General features: G+C 67.0%; 14 protein-coding genes and 1 pseudogene. 2 read left to right on the top strand and 13 right to left on the bottom strand.

The features are described 5' to 3' along the window. Positions 1-10: 10 nt before the first annotated feature. From ACZYSP_RS10530 to ACZYSP_RS10515, 4 genes are all read right to left on the bottom strand, one after another. Entirely contained in the window at positions 11-637 is a 627-nt protein-coding gene (locus tag ACZYSP_RS10530; RefSeq protein ID WP_093050364.1) for a LysE family translocator, read from the bottom strand. Between the two features lie 46 nt (positions 638-683). After that, complete coding sequence (locus ACZYSP_RS10525) at positions 684-1085, bottom strand: GFA family protein (RefSeq protein WP_093075662.1); 402 nt, start codon at positions 1083-1085, stop codon at positions 684-686. Between the two features lie 70 nt (positions 1086-1155). Beyond that, on the bottom strand, positions 1156-1437 hold the full coding sequence (locus tag ACZYSP_RS10520; RefSeq protein WP_093050367.1) for a DUF2277 domain-containing protein: 282 nt from the start codon (positions 1435-1437) through the stop codon (positions 1156-1158). 31 nt (positions 1438-1468) lie between these two features. Then, positions 1469-2053 (bottom strand): GNAT family N-acetyltransferase, encoded by a 585-nt coding sequence (locus ACZYSP_RS10515; RefSeq protein WP_093075660.1) that lies wholly within the window; start codon positions 2051-2053, stop codon positions 1469-1471. Between the two features lie 126 nt (positions 2054-2179). On the opposite strand from ACZYSP_RS10515, the gene ACZYSP_RS10510 reads away from it, so the two are divergent. Beyond that, complete coding sequence (locus tag ACZYSP_RS10510; protein WP_256330673.1) at positions 2180-2590, top strand: hypothetical protein; 411 nt, start codon at positions 2180-2182, stop codon at positions 2588-2590. Between the two features lie 8 nt (positions 2591-2598). Here the strand turns inward: ACZYSP_RS10510 and ACZYSP_RS10505 are convergent, their stop codons facing one another. The 9 genes and pseudogenes from ACZYSP_RS10505 to ACZYSP_RS10465 form a co-directional block, all read right to left on the bottom strand. Continuing rightward, positions 2599-4182 carry a GMC family oxidoreductase gene (locus ACZYSP_RS10505; RefSeq protein ID WP_093075659.1) on the bottom strand — a complete coding sequence of 528 codons (1584 nt, stop codon included), beginning with the start codon at positions 4180-4182 and terminating at the stop codon, positions 2599-2601. Beyond that, positions 4179-5577: pseudogene (locus tag ACZYSP_RS10500) on the bottom strand (amidase). The gene ACZYSP_RS10505 and the pseudogene ACZYSP_RS10500 overlap by 4 nt, the downstream one beginning before the upstream one ends. After that, entirely contained in the window at positions 5574-6278 is a 705-nt protein-coding gene (locus ACZYSP_RS10495) for an ABC transporter ATP-binding protein (protein WP_093049219.1), read from the bottom strand. The pseudogene ACZYSP_RS10500 and the gene ACZYSP_RS10495 overlap by 4 nt, the downstream one beginning before the upstream one ends. Before the next feature lie 20 nt (positions 6279-6298). After that, on the bottom strand, positions 6299-7018 hold the full coding sequence (locus tag ACZYSP_RS10490; RefSeq protein ID WP_093049222.1) for an ATP-binding cassette domain-containing protein: 720 nt from the start codon (positions 7016-7018) through the stop codon (positions 6299-6301). After that, complete coding sequence (locus ACZYSP_RS10485; RefSeq protein ID WP_256216699.1) at positions 7015-8112, bottom strand: branched-chain amino acid ABC transporter permease; 1098 nt, start codon at positions 8110-8112, stop codon at positions 7015-7017. The genes ACZYSP_RS10490 and ACZYSP_RS10485 overlap by 4 nt, the downstream gene beginning before the upstream one ends. Then, positions 8109-8975: an ABC transporter permease subunit gene (locus tag ACZYSP_RS10480; RefSeq protein ID WP_093075656.1), complete on the bottom strand. Its 867-nt coding sequence runs from the start codon at positions 8973-8975 to the stop codon at positions 8109-8111. The genes ACZYSP_RS10485 and ACZYSP_RS10480 overlap by 4 nt, the downstream gene beginning before the upstream one ends. A 15-nt stretch (positions 8976-8990) precedes the next feature. Further along, a complete protein-coding gene (locus tag ACZYSP_RS10475; protein WP_093049228.1) occupies positions 8991-10217 on the bottom strand; it encodes an urea ABC transporter substrate-binding protein in 1227 nt (408 codons plus the stop codon). 84 nt (positions 10218-10301) lie between these two features. Next, positions 10302-11819 (bottom strand): amidase, encoded by a 1518-nt coding sequence (locus tag ACZYSP_RS10470; RefSeq protein WP_093075653.1) that lies wholly within the window; start codon positions 11817-11819, stop codon positions 10302-10304. Between the two features lie 200 nt (positions 11820-12019). Beyond that, positions 12020-13129, bottom strand: coding sequence for a substrate-binding domain-containing protein (locus tag ACZYSP_RS10465; protein WP_093049234.1), 1110 nt, complete (start codon positions 13127-13129; stop codon positions 12020-12022). A gap of 142 nt (positions 13130-13271) precedes the next feature. Between ACZYSP_RS10465 and ACZYSP_RS10460 the strand changes: the two genes are divergently transcribed. Then, positions 13272-13706: a MarR family winged helix-turn-helix transcriptional regulator gene (locus ACZYSP_RS10460; RefSeq protein WP_093049237.1), complete on the top strand. Its 435-nt coding sequence runs from the start codon at positions 13272-13274 to the stop codon at positions 13704-13706.

The following is a 13706-nucleotide window of genomic DNA, read 5'->3' as shown; positions in this document are numbered from 1 at the left end:
TGCGGGTCGGCTACACCGGCCGGCGCGCCATCAGTGCCCAGATGCCCGCCGCACTCAGCAGCGAGCCACCCGCGAAGTTGAAGCGCCGCTGCGCGCGTGGCGACGACAGCAGCTTGCGCGCCGAGCCAGCGAACACTGCATAGAGCGTCGCGTTGGTCGCCGCCAGCACCACGAAGGTGACGGCCAGCACCCAGAGCTGGCGCGTCACGTCGGCCGCCGGGCTGATGAACTGCGGCAGGAAGGCCACGAAGAACACGATGCCCTTCGGGTTCAGCGCCGTCACCAGGTAGGTGTTGGCGAACAGCCGCAGCCGCGAGGCGGGCGCGGCCGGTGCGGCCACCTCGGTGGACGAGATGCCCGCGCGCAGCAACTTGATGCCGAGGTACAGCAGGTACAGCCCGCCCACGCACTTGACTACCGTGAACCAGAAGGCCGAGGTGGCCAGCAGCGCACCCAGCCCCAGCAGCGACACCACCAGCGCCGTCGAGTCGCCGAGCGCCACGGCCGCCACCAGCGGCACGTTGGCGCGGCGGCCGTGCGACATGGAATAGCTGATCACCGTGAGGATGGTCGGCCCCGGAATGATCAGCATGACGGCGGAGGCCGCGACGAAGGCGAGCCAGAGTTCGATGGGCATGTGTATATCTCCAGATGGTGGTTTGTGCGGGAAGCGGTTCTCTTCGTCAGATTCCGATGGCTGTGCGCGCGACGTGCCAGGTGCCGCGGTGTCCGTCCACGTAGCTTATCGGCGAGTTGGCGAGGTCGTCGAGGTCCATGTCGTCCAGGCAGGTCACGTTCACGCCATAGGCGCTCGCGCCGGTCTCGGGGGAATGGCCCACGCCGAAGGAGCGCACGCTGCAATGCCTGCAGACGATGTAGTGGCTGTTGCGGGTGTCGAGCATCTGCTCGCTGAGTTCGGATTCGCCTTCGATCAGCCGGAAGGCATCGGTCGCAACGATGGCGGGCCAGAAGCGGGTCTTGGTGCAGATCGAGCAGTTGCAGCGCAGGGTGCCCAGGCTCAGGTCGATATCGGCTTCGAATCGAACGGCGCCGCAATGGCAGCCGCCCGTGTAGGTCTTTTTCATACGCTCGGAATTCGCATGGTGGTGCTGGAGAGCACCATATCAAAGGCGATGCCGCGACGCTGGCAGCAGGTTATCCGGCGGTGCTGCTGCCGAAGCGCACGGCGGCGCGGGCCTTGGCGCGCTCGGCCTCGATGGCCCGATCGCGCGGCTCGGCCGTGGTGACCAGCGAGTCGATAAGCCGCGCCGCGGTGGCGGCCACCTCATCGACAGCGCGTTCGAAGGCTTCCTCGTTGGCCCTGGACGGCACGCTGAAGCCGCTGAGCTTGCGCACGAACTGCAGCGCGGCGGCGCGGATCTCCTGCTCGGTGGCCGGCGGCTCGAAGTTGTAGAGGGTCTTGATGCTGCGGCACATGGGCACTCTCCATTTGGTTCATGCGCGACATTCATGCACGGATTCGCGCTTCCAGTTGCTGTTTTACCGCCGGCCACTCGTCGTCGATGATGCTGAAGCGCACCGAATTGCGCTTGCGGCCGTCCGGCATGATCCGTTCGTTGCGCACGACGCCTTCCTGCTTCGCACCGAGCCTAAGAATGGCCGCGCGCGACTTGGCATTGATCTCGTCGGTGGTGAGCTGTACGCGCACGCATTGCAGTTCTTCGAAAGCGTAGCGCAGCATCAGCAGCTTGGCCTCGGTGTTGACGAAGGTCTTCTGCCATGAGGCCGCGATCCAGGTGCTGCCGATTTCCAGCTTGCGGTTGATGCGGTCGATCTTCCAGAAGCGCGTGGAGCCGATGACCTTGCCGGTCTCGCGCAGCACGGTGGCGAAGGGCATCACGGTGCCGGCGTCCCGGCCGGCGAGGGCGTTGCCGATGTAGGCATCGACGGTTTCGGCCGAGGGCACGACGGTGAACGGCAGGCTCCAGAGTTCGCCGTCAGAGGCTGCCTCGACGAGCGCCGCCGCGTCGGAATCGAGCAGCGGGCGCAGCAGAAGGCGGGGGCCGGTGAGTGAGGGTTGCGCGAGCGACATGAACAGGACGATAGCCGATGACCCCGGGGCAGGGCAGCCACCAGTGGACGGCAGCGGGCCAATGCCCATAATGTGCCGGTCGTCCCAAGCCCCATGGCGTGGAGGAAAACCAAGATGTCTGCTGCCATGTTTGCCGCCCTGTTCTTCACGGTGGCACTTCTCGTCACGACGGCTTACTTCATCATGGGTTCCATCCCGCTCCTGGTGCTGAAGCACGACACGCCGCTCGACGCCCGCTTTGTGCGTGGCTTCTTCAACATCTACTACCGCGCCGCATTCGTTACCGCGGCTGCAACGGCCGTCAGCTTTGCATTTGCGGGTCGCCCGGGGCTCGCGGTGGGTGCTGCGGCGCTGGCGTTGATTGCCGTCGCGCTGCGCAAGAAGGTCATTCCCAAGATGGACGCGCTCGGGGCGCAGATCCAGTCCAACTACATGGATGCGATCCCGGGATTCCGCAGGACCCACATCACCGCAATCCTGATCAACCTCGCCCAGCTCGTGGCGATCGTGTGGAGCCTTATCGCCTTGAGCCGGTAACGGGCGGCTCAGGGGGCGATGAAGTGCGCCGCACGCTCCGCCACCATCACCGTCGGTGCATTCGTGTTGCCCGAAACCATGCAAGGGAACACCGAGGCATCGGCCACATAGAGGCCTTCGATGCCATGAACCTTCAACGTCGGGTCCACGACTGCCAGGTCGTCGATGCCCATCTTGCAGGTGCTGGTCGGGTGATACAGGGTGGATGCGTGGCCGCGAACGAAATCGCGCAGATGCGCATCGGTGACTGCGCCCGCACTGGCTGAAATCTCATTGCCGAGGTGTTCGGCGATGGGCGCCTGGCGCAAGATCTCTCGGTTCAGGCGGATGCCTTCCACCAGAAGCTGCAGGTCGCTACCCTGCGCGTCGCTGAAGTACCGAGGGTCGATGGCCGGCGCCTCGAGCGGATCGGCGGAACGCAGGCGCAGCTCGCCATGGCTCTGCGGTCGCTGCAGGACCGAGAAAAGCGTGATGCCCGGGCCTGCCGAGAGATGGCGGTTGTGGTCGCGGTTGGCGCTGGGGATGCAATAGAGCTGAAGGTCGGGGTCGCCGGTGCCGGGCCCGACGCGCGCGAAGCCCCCGCATGAAGACCAGTTCGAGGCGAGCGGTCCGCTGCGGTCTTGCTCCCACAGCTTCATGTGGAGCGCCGCTTCCTCGTCCGCAGCCTGTGCAATGCCGAACCGCTCGTGCGTGGCACAGGTGATGGAAGCGTTGACGTGGTCCTGCAGGTTCTTGCCGACGCCGGGCAGGTCGATCAACGGGCGTATGCCGACGCGGGAAAGCTCGTCGGCCGCACCGATGCCCGAGTTCAGCAGCAGGTGAGGCGAGCCCACGGCGCCTGCACAGAGCACCACCTCGGAAGAGGCGGTGATGCGTCCGGGAATCCCGTTGTGAAGAAACTCCACGCCGGTCGCCCGCGTACCGTCGAAGATCAGGCGCAGGAGCGTCACGCCGGTGTGCAGGGACAGGTTGGGACGCGCCAGCGCGGGCGCCAGGAACGCACTGCCGGTGCCGAAGCGCGCGCCGTCCTTCACCGTGGCCTGGAACAGCCCGACGCCTTCCTGGCGCGGGCCATTGAAATCTTCGTTCGCCGGCAAGCCGGCTGCCTGCGCGGCCTGCAGCCAGAGGCGCTCCACCGCGTCGACGTGCGCGATGTCGGAGACGACCAGCTCCCCTTCGCTGCCGTGCAGGGGCGAAGCGCCAAGCCGAAGGTTCTGCTCGGACCGCTTGAAGAACGGCAGTACCTCTTTCCAGCTCCATCCGGCGCATCCGGCCGCTGCCCAGCGGTCGTAGTCGGAGGGCACGCCGCGCATGTAGATCATCGCGTTCAGGGCGCCCGATCCACCGACCATCCTGCCTCTGGGCCAGTACAGGCGCCTTCCCTTGCAACCCGGCTGCGGCTCGGTATGAAAGCTCCAGTCCACCTCGGTGTTCAACATCGACGACCACAGCGCCGGAATGCTGGAGGCGCGGGGCGCGGCCCTGCCCGCCTCGAGCAGCAGCACCTTGCGGGCCGGATCGGCCGACAGCCGGTTCGCCAGCACGCAGCCTGCTGTGCCGGCGCCCACGATGATCGTGTCGTACGCCTTCAAAGCGCCGGATGCCGCTGGTGCCAGTCGGTCGCCTGCTGAAAGGCCCAGCCCGCGCGCACCAGCAGTTCTTCCTCGAAATGGCGGGCGACGAACTGGAAGGCAACCGGCGTGCCGGCCTCGGTGAAGCCGCCCGGCAGCGTGATCGTGGGGCTGCCGCTCATGTCGAAGGGGCATGTGTAGCGCAGCATGGCGGACATCAGCGCGGCGTCCTCGCCGAAGGTGGCCATGCGCGCGAGCGTGGGCGACGCCACGCCGTGGGCCGGCACTAGCAGCAGGTCGATGCCCTCGAACATCGCCCGCACCCGGCCGCTGAAGGCATGGCGGTTCAGCACGATCTTCTGGTAGTCCATGCCGCTCTGCGCGCGGCCGAGGTCGAGCAGGCCGGACAGGGCCGGGCCGTACATGTCCTTGCGTGCGGGGTAGGTCGACTCGTGCACCACGGCCGCCTCGATGCCGCAGAGCGGAAACCAGTCGGCGATGACCTGCGCCGGGTCGGGGAAGGCAACTTCGCGCACCTCGGCGCCCAGCTCGCGCACAGCCGCGAGCGCGCCTTCCATCACCTTCAAGGTCTGCGCATCGACGCCCTCGCCATTCCAGCGCGCATCGATGCCCACGCGCAAGCCGCGCAGGCCCCCCTGCATGCCCGCCAGGTAGTTGGGCACGGCCGCCAGGCTCGCGGTCGGGTCCTTGGGGTCGGCGCCCGCGATGGCGCCGAGCATCGCGCCCGCATCGGCGGCGCTGCGCGTCATCGGGCCGATGTGGTCGAGTGTCGCGGCCAGCTCGAAGGCACCGTAGCGGCTCACGCGGCCCCAGGTCGGCTTGAGGCCGGTGAGCCCGTTGGCGGCGCTGGGGAAGCGGATCGAGCCTCCCGTGTCGGTGCCCAGCGAGCCATAGCAAAGCCCCCGCCGCGGTCGCGACGCCCGAGCCGCTCGATGACGCACCCGACCAGTGCGCCGCATTCCACGGATTGACCGGCGGCGTGACTGTGGGGTGGTGGTCGGCATATGCGCTCTCGGTGAGCTGCAGCTTGCCGAGGATCACGGCGCCGGCCTCGCGCAGCTTGCGTACGGCCGTGCCGTCCTCGGTGGGCACGAAGTCCCGGTAGAGCGTCATGCCGGCGGCGGTGGCCACGCCCTCGGTCCAGCACAGATCCTTTACCGCGATGGGCACGCCATGCAGCGGCCCGCGGACCTGGCCCTTTGCGATCTCGGCCTCGGCGCGGCGCGCTTCGGCCAGCGCCTGTTCGGCCGTCACGATCGCATAGCTTTTCAGCGCGCCGTCGACCTTGCCGATGCGGTCGAGCTGCGCTTGCGTGACCTCGACCGGCGAGAGCTCCTTGCGCTGGATGCGCTGGCCGATGTCCACCAGCTCGAGGTAATGCAGTTCGTTGCTCATCCATGGACTCCTGTGTATTGACTCATGATTTCGAAATCGCCGAGGTGCTCGCGCGGGATCTCCCCGCCGATCTGGCCGCGCTTGATGACGAGCACTCGCTGCGACACGGCGGCGATGAATTCGAGGTTCTGCTCCACCAGCACGATCGTGAGCTTCATGCGGTCGCGCAGCGCCGCCAGCGTTTCGGCGATCTCCTCGATGATCGAAGGCTGGATGCCTTCGGTGGGCTCGTCGAGCAGCAGCAGCGTGGGCTTTCCGGCCAGTGCGCGGGCCAGTGCCAGCAACTGCTGCTCGCCGCCCGAGAGCGAACCGCCGGGCCGTTCGAGCAGCGGCTTGAGGCGCGGAAAGTCCTCCAGCAGCGCCTCGATGGTGTGCAGCGTGCGCTCGCCGGTCTTCACCAGGCCCATGCGCAGGTTGTCCATCGCGCTCAGCGTCGGAAAGATCTCGCGCCCCTGCGGCACGTAGGCCATGCCCAGGCGGGCTCGCGCATGCGGCGCAAGGCGCGTGACGTCGGCATCGCCGAAGCGCACGGTGCCCGATGTGGCACGCAGCGCGCCGATCAGCGTGCGCAGCATGGTGGTCTTGCCCATGCCGTTGTGGCCGAGGATGCCGACCGATTCGCCTTGTGCGATCTTCAGCGAGATGTCGTGCAGCACGGGGATGGCCCCGTAGCCTGCGTGAAGACCCGATACGTCCAGCATGTTGTGGTGCGCCTTCGGGTTCAGTGCGGCTTCTTGCCGAGGTAGATCTGCTGGATCAGCGGGTCGCTCATGATGCGGTCCGGCGTGTCCTCCTTGATCACGGCGCCCTGGTGCAGCACGGTGACCTTCCTGGCGATCATGCGGATGAAGTTCATGTCGTGTTCCACCACCACCAGCGCATGCTGGCGGTTGATTTCCAGGATGAGTTCGGCCGTGCGCGCCACTTCGGCGTCGCTCATGCCGGCGGCTGGTTCGTCGAGCAGGATCAGCGGCGGATCGGCCGCGATCACCACGCCGATCTCGACCCACTGCCGCATGCCGTGCGCCAGCAGCCCGGCCGTGACGTCGCGGTAGGCATGCATGCCCACGCGTTCGAGCGTCTCGCGCGTGATGCGGTCGGCCTGCGCGGTGCTGTTCAGGCGCCGCGCCGAGAGCCACACGTTCTCCCACACGCTCAGCCCGTTGAAGAGGCTCGGCACCTGGGTCTTGATGCCGATGCCCAGGCGGCCCGGGTCGTGCGGCTGCATCTTCGAGATGTCCTGACCGCGGAACAGGATCTGGCCCGAGGTCGGCTTGACCTGGCCGGTCAGCAGCTTGAAGAAGGTGCTCTTGCCGGCGCCGTTCGGGCCGATCACGCAGCGCAGCTCGGCTTCGGCCAGCGTGAAGTTCACGTCGCGCGTGGCGTGCACGCCGCCGAAGCGCACGTTGAGGTTGCGGGTCTCGATCAGGGGTGTCGTCATGGGGCCGTCTCCGTTGCGGCCAGCGCGTGCGGCGCTTCGACCGGGGCCTTGGGGACTGCCGCGGGCGAGGCCACCTTCGGGGCATGGGCCGGCGTCTTGCGCAGGCGCCGCCACGCCATGTCGATCAGGTCGCCGAGGGTCGGCACGATGCCGCGCGGCACCAGCAGCACGAAGACCACCAGGATGCCGCCGAGCACCAGGTTGGAATTGAAGGTCTGCTGCGTACCGATCTGCGAGGTGAGCCACTGGATCGCGATGCAGCCGACGATCGGCCCGACCAGCGTGCCCAGGCCGCCGACGATGACCCAGATGATGATCTGCGCCGACTGCCCGAGGCCGAAGATGGTGGGGCTCGTGAACGCGCCCCAGTTCGCGAACAGGCAGCCCGCCAGGCCCGCGATGGCGCCGCCCAGCGTGAAGCTGAAGAGCTTGTAGGCGCGCGCGTCGTAGCCCAGCAGCAGCACGCGCTGCTCGTTCTCCTTGGCCGCGACGATCACGCGGCCGATCTTCGAGCTGATCAGCACGCGCAGCCCCAGATAGACCAGCAGCAGGCAGCTGAAGGTGACGTAGAACAGGTCCTTCGGCGTGAGCACCTCGTCCTGCTGCCCGGGCCAGTTGAGCGTCGGTATCGCCGGGATGCCGTTGAAGCCGCCCAGCGGCGCGCTGCCGATGCGCCACTCCGGCCCGGCGGTCGAGTTGATCAGGTTGAACAGGATCAGCGTGACGGTGAGGGTGATGACGCCCATGTACACGTCCGACAGCCGGCCGTAGAAGATCACGTAGCCCAGCAGCGCGGCGAACAGCGCGGGGACCACGATCGCGAGCAGGAAGGGCACGGTGCTGTCGCCCATGTTCATCATCGCGATCGCGTAGGTGTACGAGCCGAGCCCGAAGAAGGCTGCCTGCCCGAAGCACAGGATGCCGCCGAAGCCCCAGATGAAGGCCAGGCTCACGCCGAGGATCGACATGACGGCGTAGATCGTGACTTCGATCAGCGTGTAGTCGTCCATCACGCCGGGCAGGCCGAAGAGCAGCGCGACGCCAACGGCCAGGCTGATCGCCGCGCTGGCCCAGGACTTGGCAAAACGATTCACAGGGACCCCTTGAAGAAACGCCCGGTGATGCCTTGCGGCAGCAGCCGCAGCATCACGATCGCGGCCACGAGCAGCGCCACCTCGCCCAGCACCGGCGTGGTCACGAAGGTCGCGAGCTGGTTGATGGCGCCGAACAGCGCCGATGCGCCGATCAGGCCTGCCAGGATGGCCGGCCCGCCGCCGATCACGGTGATGAAGGCCTTGGCCACGAAGGCGGCGCCCATGGTCGGCACCACGCCCGTCAGCGGCGCGAGCAGCCCGCCGGCCAGGCCGGAGAGCGCGGCACCCACCGCGAAGGTGACCGAGTACACGCGGCTCGGGCTGATGCCGAGTGCGTTCGCCATGTCGGGCTTCTGCATGGTGCCGCGTGCGATCAGGCCAAGCTGCGTGCGCGTGAGCACGAAGCGGATCGCGAGTGACAGCGCCACGGCAACCGCGATGATCACCAGCGTGTATCCGCTGACCGAATAGGCGCCGACGGAGAAGCTGCCCAGCGGCGCCGAGACGCCGGCCGTGGTGTTGCCCGCCACCGAGGTGACGATGCCCACCAGCAGCAGCGACAGCCCCCAGGTGGCCAGCATGGTGTCGACCATGCGGCCGTAGAGGCGGCGGATGACCAGCCGCTCCAGCACCACGCCGACCAGGCCCACCGCGATCGGCGCGACGATGAACATCGCGATCCACAGGTTGATGCCGATCTTGAGCGCCGCGATGACGGCATAGGCACCGAGCATCATGAACTCGCCGTGCGCGAGGTTGATGACCTTCATCATCCCGAAGATGACGGCCAGCCCGGCCGAGACGATGACCAGGCTCGCCACCGCGTAGAGCACCTGGATGAGAACGACGAGTGCGAGATCCATGCCGGTGCCTTGCCTTCAGACCTTGATCACGTACTGCTGGTTGTCCTTCGGGTTCTTCACGAGGTTGCAGACCGCGCTGGTGTCCACCGGGGGCTGCTGCTGGAAGGTCTCGACGATGTTGAGCTGCTTGTTGCGCACCTCCGCGATGCTCACGTTCAGCACGCAGTGGTGGGTTGCCGGGTCGAGCGAGACCTTGCCGCTCGGGCCGTCGATGCTGATGCCGGTCTCCAGGGCGGCGATCATCTTCTCGCGGTCCAGTGAACCGGCCTTCTTCACGCCCTCGGCCCAGAGCTTGAAGCCCTGGTAGGTACCCATCGCGAGTTCGGTGATGTTGGGATAGTCGGCGCCGAAGCGCTTGTAGAAGCGCTCCTTGAAGGCCTTGTTCTGCGGCGTGTCGAGGTTCTGGAAGTAGTTGTAGGAGATGAGAAAGCCGTCGGCCTCGGCCTGCGACAGCACGATGTGCTCATTGCCGCCCGCGAAAGTGGTGGACGCGAGCGGGATCTTCTTCGTCAGGCCCGCGGCTGCCCACTGGCGGTAGAAGGAGATGTGCGCGCCGCCGACCAGCGCCGAGACGATCATGTCGGGCTTGGCCGCCTCGATCTTCGAGATGGTCGGGCCGAAGTTGGTCACGTCGAGCGGGAAGAAGTCGATGGAGGCGACCGAGCCGCCGTTCTCCTGCACGAACTTCTTGACCCATTGCGACGTGATCTGGCCGTAGTTGTAGTCGGCCGCCACCACGTAGACCTTCTTGCCCCACTTCTTCATCGCGTAGGGAATGAGCTTGGCGACGGTCTGGCCGGGCGTGACGCCGGTGCAGAAGGTGTTGCGGTCGCACACGCCTCCTTCGTACTGCGTGTTGTAGAAGTACAGCGTCTTGTTGCGCGTGAGCACCGGCCGGATCACCTCGCGCGAGGCCGAGGTGATGCCGCCCATCACGACCGTCGACTTGTCCTTCAGCGCCGACTGCTGCGCGAATTGCGCATAGAGCTGCATGTTCGACTGCGGGTCGTAGGTGGCCAGCCTGATCTTCTTGCCCAGCAGGCCGCCGGCGGCGTTCTGCTCCTCGACCGCGAGCGTCATGCAGTCGGCCATCGGCTTGCCGTAGATGTCCAGCCCGCCCGACATGTCGACGATGCTGCCGACGACGATCTCGTCGGCGGCCATGGCTGCCATCGGAAACAGCGGCACCGCGGTGCCCGCCAGGGCAGCGGCCGAAGACTGGATGAAGGAACGACGATCCATGGAACTAACTCCTCGTTGCTCGGCGGGCGCAGCCGCCACTGTGTTGTCGGGAAGGGCAGGAACAGAAGAAAGCGGGCGAAAGCGTCAGATGGCTTTCCAGTCGCCGGCCTGCTCGAAGGCATAGGCGGCGCGGTAGATGGTGGCCTCGTCGTAGCAGCGGCCGGTGAGCATCATCCCGACCGGCAGGCCGTCGATCAGCCCGCAGGGCACGCTCATCGAGGGATGGCCGGTGACGTCGAAGGGGCAGGTGTTGGGCAGCACCTCGAAGGCGCGCGTGACCACCTCCTCGATGCTGGCGCCTGGCGCCGGCAGCGGCGTGGCCGTGATCGGCAGCGTGGGCATCAGCAGCAGATCGACATCGGACAGGGCGCTGTCGTAGGCCGCGGTCAGCTGGCGGGCCAGGTTCTGCGCCTTGGCGTAGTAGTGGCCGCGGTAGTGCTTGATGAAATACTCGCCCAGCACCATGGTGAGCTTGAGCGTTTCGGAGAGCTCGTCGGCGCGGTGCTTCCAGCCGGCGTGGAAGTCGACCATGCTGGTGACGTAGAGCCCCTTCCAGTTGAAGCCGTGGCCGTTGTCTTTCATCATCTGCTGGGTGGCGCCCTCGGCGGCAATCGGCAGCCAGATCGCCGGGCCGACCGAGTGCATGGGGACCGACACCTCGCTGACGATCGCGCCCAGCCGGGTGAACACCTCGGCCGCCTTGCGCACCTTGGCACCGACGGCGGGGTCCGACTGGGGCCAGCCGAAGCCTTCCTTGACGATGCCGATGCGCAGGCCGCGCACGCCGTCCTTCATGAGCTCGCTGTAGGGCTTGGCGGCCTGGCCTGCATGCTGGCGGGGGTCGAGTCCGTCGGGGCCGGCCAGCACTTCGAGCATCAGCGCGTTGTCGGTCACGTTGGCCGTCATCGGGCCGGTGTGGTCGATGGTGAGTTCGATCGGCATCACGCCGGTGTAGGGCACCAGGCCGTGGGTGGCCTTCATGCCGTAGATGCCGCAGTAGGACGCCGGCATGCGGATGGAGCCACCCTGGTCGCCGCCGATCGCGAGGTCGACCTCGCCCGCGGCCACCAGCGCTGCGCTGCCCGACGAGGAGCCTCCGGCCGAGTAGCCCATGCGGTGCGGGTTGTGGACCGGCCCGGAGGCACTGGTGTGCGAGCCGCCCGAGAAGCAGAAGTATTCGCAGACCGACTTGCCCACCACCGTGGCGCCGGCATCGAGCAGCCGGGTGACGACGGTGGCGTCGACGTTCGGCACATAGCCTTCGAGCGTGGAGGCGCCGTTCATCATCGGCACGCCGGCGAGGCAGACGTTGTCCTTGAGCACCACGGTCTTGCCGGCGAGCTTGCCCTCGGCCTTGCCCTTGATCGTGGTCTTGACGTACCAGGCGCCGTACTTGTTTTCTTCGCCCAGGGGACGGTAGCCGGGCGTGCGCGCATAGCTCACGACAGGCAGGTAGTCGGGCATCGCGTCGACCGCATCGTAGGCATCGAAGTTGGCCTGCAGCAGCGCGTTGTAGCTGCTGGCCTGCGCTTCGGACAGATGGATGCCCAGGCCCAGGGCAACGTCCTGCAGCTGGTCGAGGGTGGGGCGCTTGATGGCCATGAGCGGACTCCGCGTTCTTCGTTGAGTGGGCGCCGGCAGCCCCGAAGAGGCGGCCGGATCAGCGTTGCGTCGGCCTTGCCGCACCGTGCGAAGCAGCGGGCGCCTACAGGCTCGTCACGGCTTTATTCTGTGTGCCGATATTTTCCAAGTCAAGGATTTTATTTTCCTTGGAAAATAAAACAGACCCGTTCTCAGCTCACTCAAAGTCGCGTGATGACGCGAAACGCATTGCCTTCGGCCCGGGCCAGATAGATCGGCGTGCGGTTCACTCCACCGCCCTGGTAGTCGGCTTCCCGCGCGCTGCGGTAGTGGATCGGCGTGCCGCCCAGGTGTTCCAGGCAGGCCATGGGCTGCCTGCTTCCGGCGAACAGCGCGCCCAGGAAATGCATGCCCTCGTAGGTCGACTGGCCGAAGGTGTTGAGGGTCGGCGCGCGCTCGCCGAAATGCGCGTGGTAGCGCTCCTTGAAGGCCAGGTTGGCCTCCGTGTCGAGCGTGGCGAAGTAGCCGCAGGCCATGTAGAGGTCTTCCGCGTTGTCGGCGCCGATGCCCAGGAGTTCGTTCTCCCCGATGGCGCAGGACAGCCGCAGCATGGCGCGCGACAGGCTCGTGCGGCCGAAGGCCCGGTTGAACTCGATGGCATCCTGTCCGATGAGCGAGAGCAGGACGGCGTCGACGCTGCCCTTGTGGAGCGCGTCGAGCACCTGCGAGAAATCCGTGGTTCCGAAGGGAACGTACGTCTCGCCGACCAGCTCGCCGCCGGCTTGCGCGATGTAGCCGCGCGCCATCCGGTGCGAGACGTGCGGCCAGATGTAGTCGTTGCCGACCGCGAACCAGCGCCGCGGGTGCTTGTGGCGGCCCAGCCAGCCGATCGCCGGCTGCAGCTGGCGTGCGGCGGTCTCGCCGATCGCGAAGACACCTGGCGTGGATTCCCCGCCTTCGTACAGCGGCGTATAGACGATCGGGATCTGCCCCCCCACGGCGCGCAGGATGCGGTGGCGCACGGCGCTGGTGTGCATGCCGATGATGGCGTCGATGTCGCCGGCCTGCACCAGTTCGGTCAGCGTGGCTTCGATGTCGGCCGAATCGCCCGCGGCATTGACGGTCAGCAGCCGGCATGAGCGGCCCCCGATGCCCGCGTCGCGGTTGAGCTCGGCCTGCGCCAGCTTGGCGCAGGCGAGGGAAGAGGGAGCCCATATGCCGGCCGTGCCGCCCAGCGGCACGCACAGCGCGATGTTGAGTTCCTGGCGCGCAAGCAGGGGCCGCGGCCGTTGCGCGCGGGCCGCAATCCTGTTCGATGAGAGGGCGGGCATGGGACGAGTGACCGGTGCGGAGGATGGAAGGACGGCGACTGGGGCTGAGCATGCTGCAAAAATCGCGCCAATACTTTCCAAGGCAAACGATTCTGCGTAGACTCACCCGCATCCGATTCCGACGCAGACCGCCCCGCCGCCCATGCCCGAGCAAGACATTTCCCAGTACCTGGCCTACCTGCTGGCCTCCGCCAACCGGCGCATGCGCATCGGCCTGGCCCAATCCATCGCCGCGGAAGAGGTGACGGAAGAGCACTGGCGCATCCTGCAGGTGCTGGCCGACGAGCAGGGGCGTTCCATGGGCGACCTGGCGGAAACCGTGCTGCTGAACCACCCGGCGCTGACCAAGAACATCGACAAGCTGGTGAGCCGCGGGCTGGTGCAGCGCGCAGCCGACGCCACCGACAGCCGCAGGGTGCTGGTCTACATCAGCGACCTGGGCCTGGAAACGGTCTCGCGCCTGAAGAAAAGCGTGGACGCGCACCACGATGTCATCGAAGAAGCGCTGGGCCCGCGCAAGACCAGCCAGCTCAAGAAGCTGCTCGAGAACTTCATCGACGAGTGCGAAGCGCCCTGA

The organism is Variovorax sp. F042, assembly GCF_057814215.1.
The sequence above is the reverse complement of the archived record's forward strand: the minus strand, read 5'-3'. Positions and strand labels throughout refer to the sequence as shown.

Excerpts from the sequence above, each read along its gene's own strand:
- ACZYSP_RS10530 (WP_093050364.1), bottom strand. The coding sequence starts at position 637 with ATGCCCATCGAACTCTGGCTCGCCTTCGTCGCGGCCTCCGCCGTCATG.
- ACZYSP_RS10525 (WP_093075662.1), bottom strand. The coding sequence starts at position 1,085 with ATGAAAAAGACCTACACGGGCGGCTGCCATTGCGGCGCCGTTCGATTC.
- ACZYSP_RS10520 (WP_093050367.1), bottom strand. The coding sequence starts at position 1,437 with ATGTGCCGCAGCATCAAGACCCTCTACAACTTCGAGCCGCCGGCCACC.
- ACZYSP_RS10515 (WP_093075660.1), bottom strand. The coding sequence starts at position 2,053 with ATGTCGCTCGCGCAACCCTCACTCACCGGCCCCCGCCTTCTGCTGCGC.
- ACZYSP_RS10510 (WP_256330673.1), top strand. The coding sequence starts at position 2,180 with ATGTTTGCCGCCCTGTTCTTCACGGTGGCACTTCTCGTCACGACGGCT.
- ACZYSP_RS10495 (WP_093049219.1), bottom strand. The coding sequence starts at position 6,278 with ATGCTGGACGTATCGGGTCTTCACGCAGGCTACGGGGCCATCCCCGTG.
- ACZYSP_RS10490 (WP_093049222.1), bottom strand. The coding sequence starts at position 7,018 with ATGACGACACCCCTGATCGAGACCCGCAACCTCAACGTGCGCTTCGGC.
- ACZYSP_RS10480 (WP_093075656.1), bottom strand. The coding sequence starts at position 8,975 with ATGGATCTCGCACTCGTCGTTCTCATCCAGGTGCTCTACGCGGTGGCG.
- ACZYSP_RS10475 (WP_093049228.1), bottom strand. The coding sequence starts at position 10,217 with ATGGATCGTCGTTCCTTCATCCAGTCTTCGGCCGCTGCCCTGGCGGGC.
- ACZYSP_RS10470 (WP_093075653.1), bottom strand. The coding sequence starts at position 11,819 with ATGGCCATCAAGCGCCCCACCCTCGACCAGCTGCAGGACGTTGCCCTG.
- ACZYSP_RS10465 (WP_093049234.1), bottom strand. The coding sequence starts at position 13,129 with ATGCCCGCCCTCTCATCGAACAGGATTGCGGCCCGCGCGCAACGGCCG.
- ACZYSP_RS10460 (WP_093049237.1), top strand. The coding sequence starts at position 13,272 with ATGCCCGAGCAAGACATTTCCCAGTACCTGGCCTACCTGCTGGCCTCC.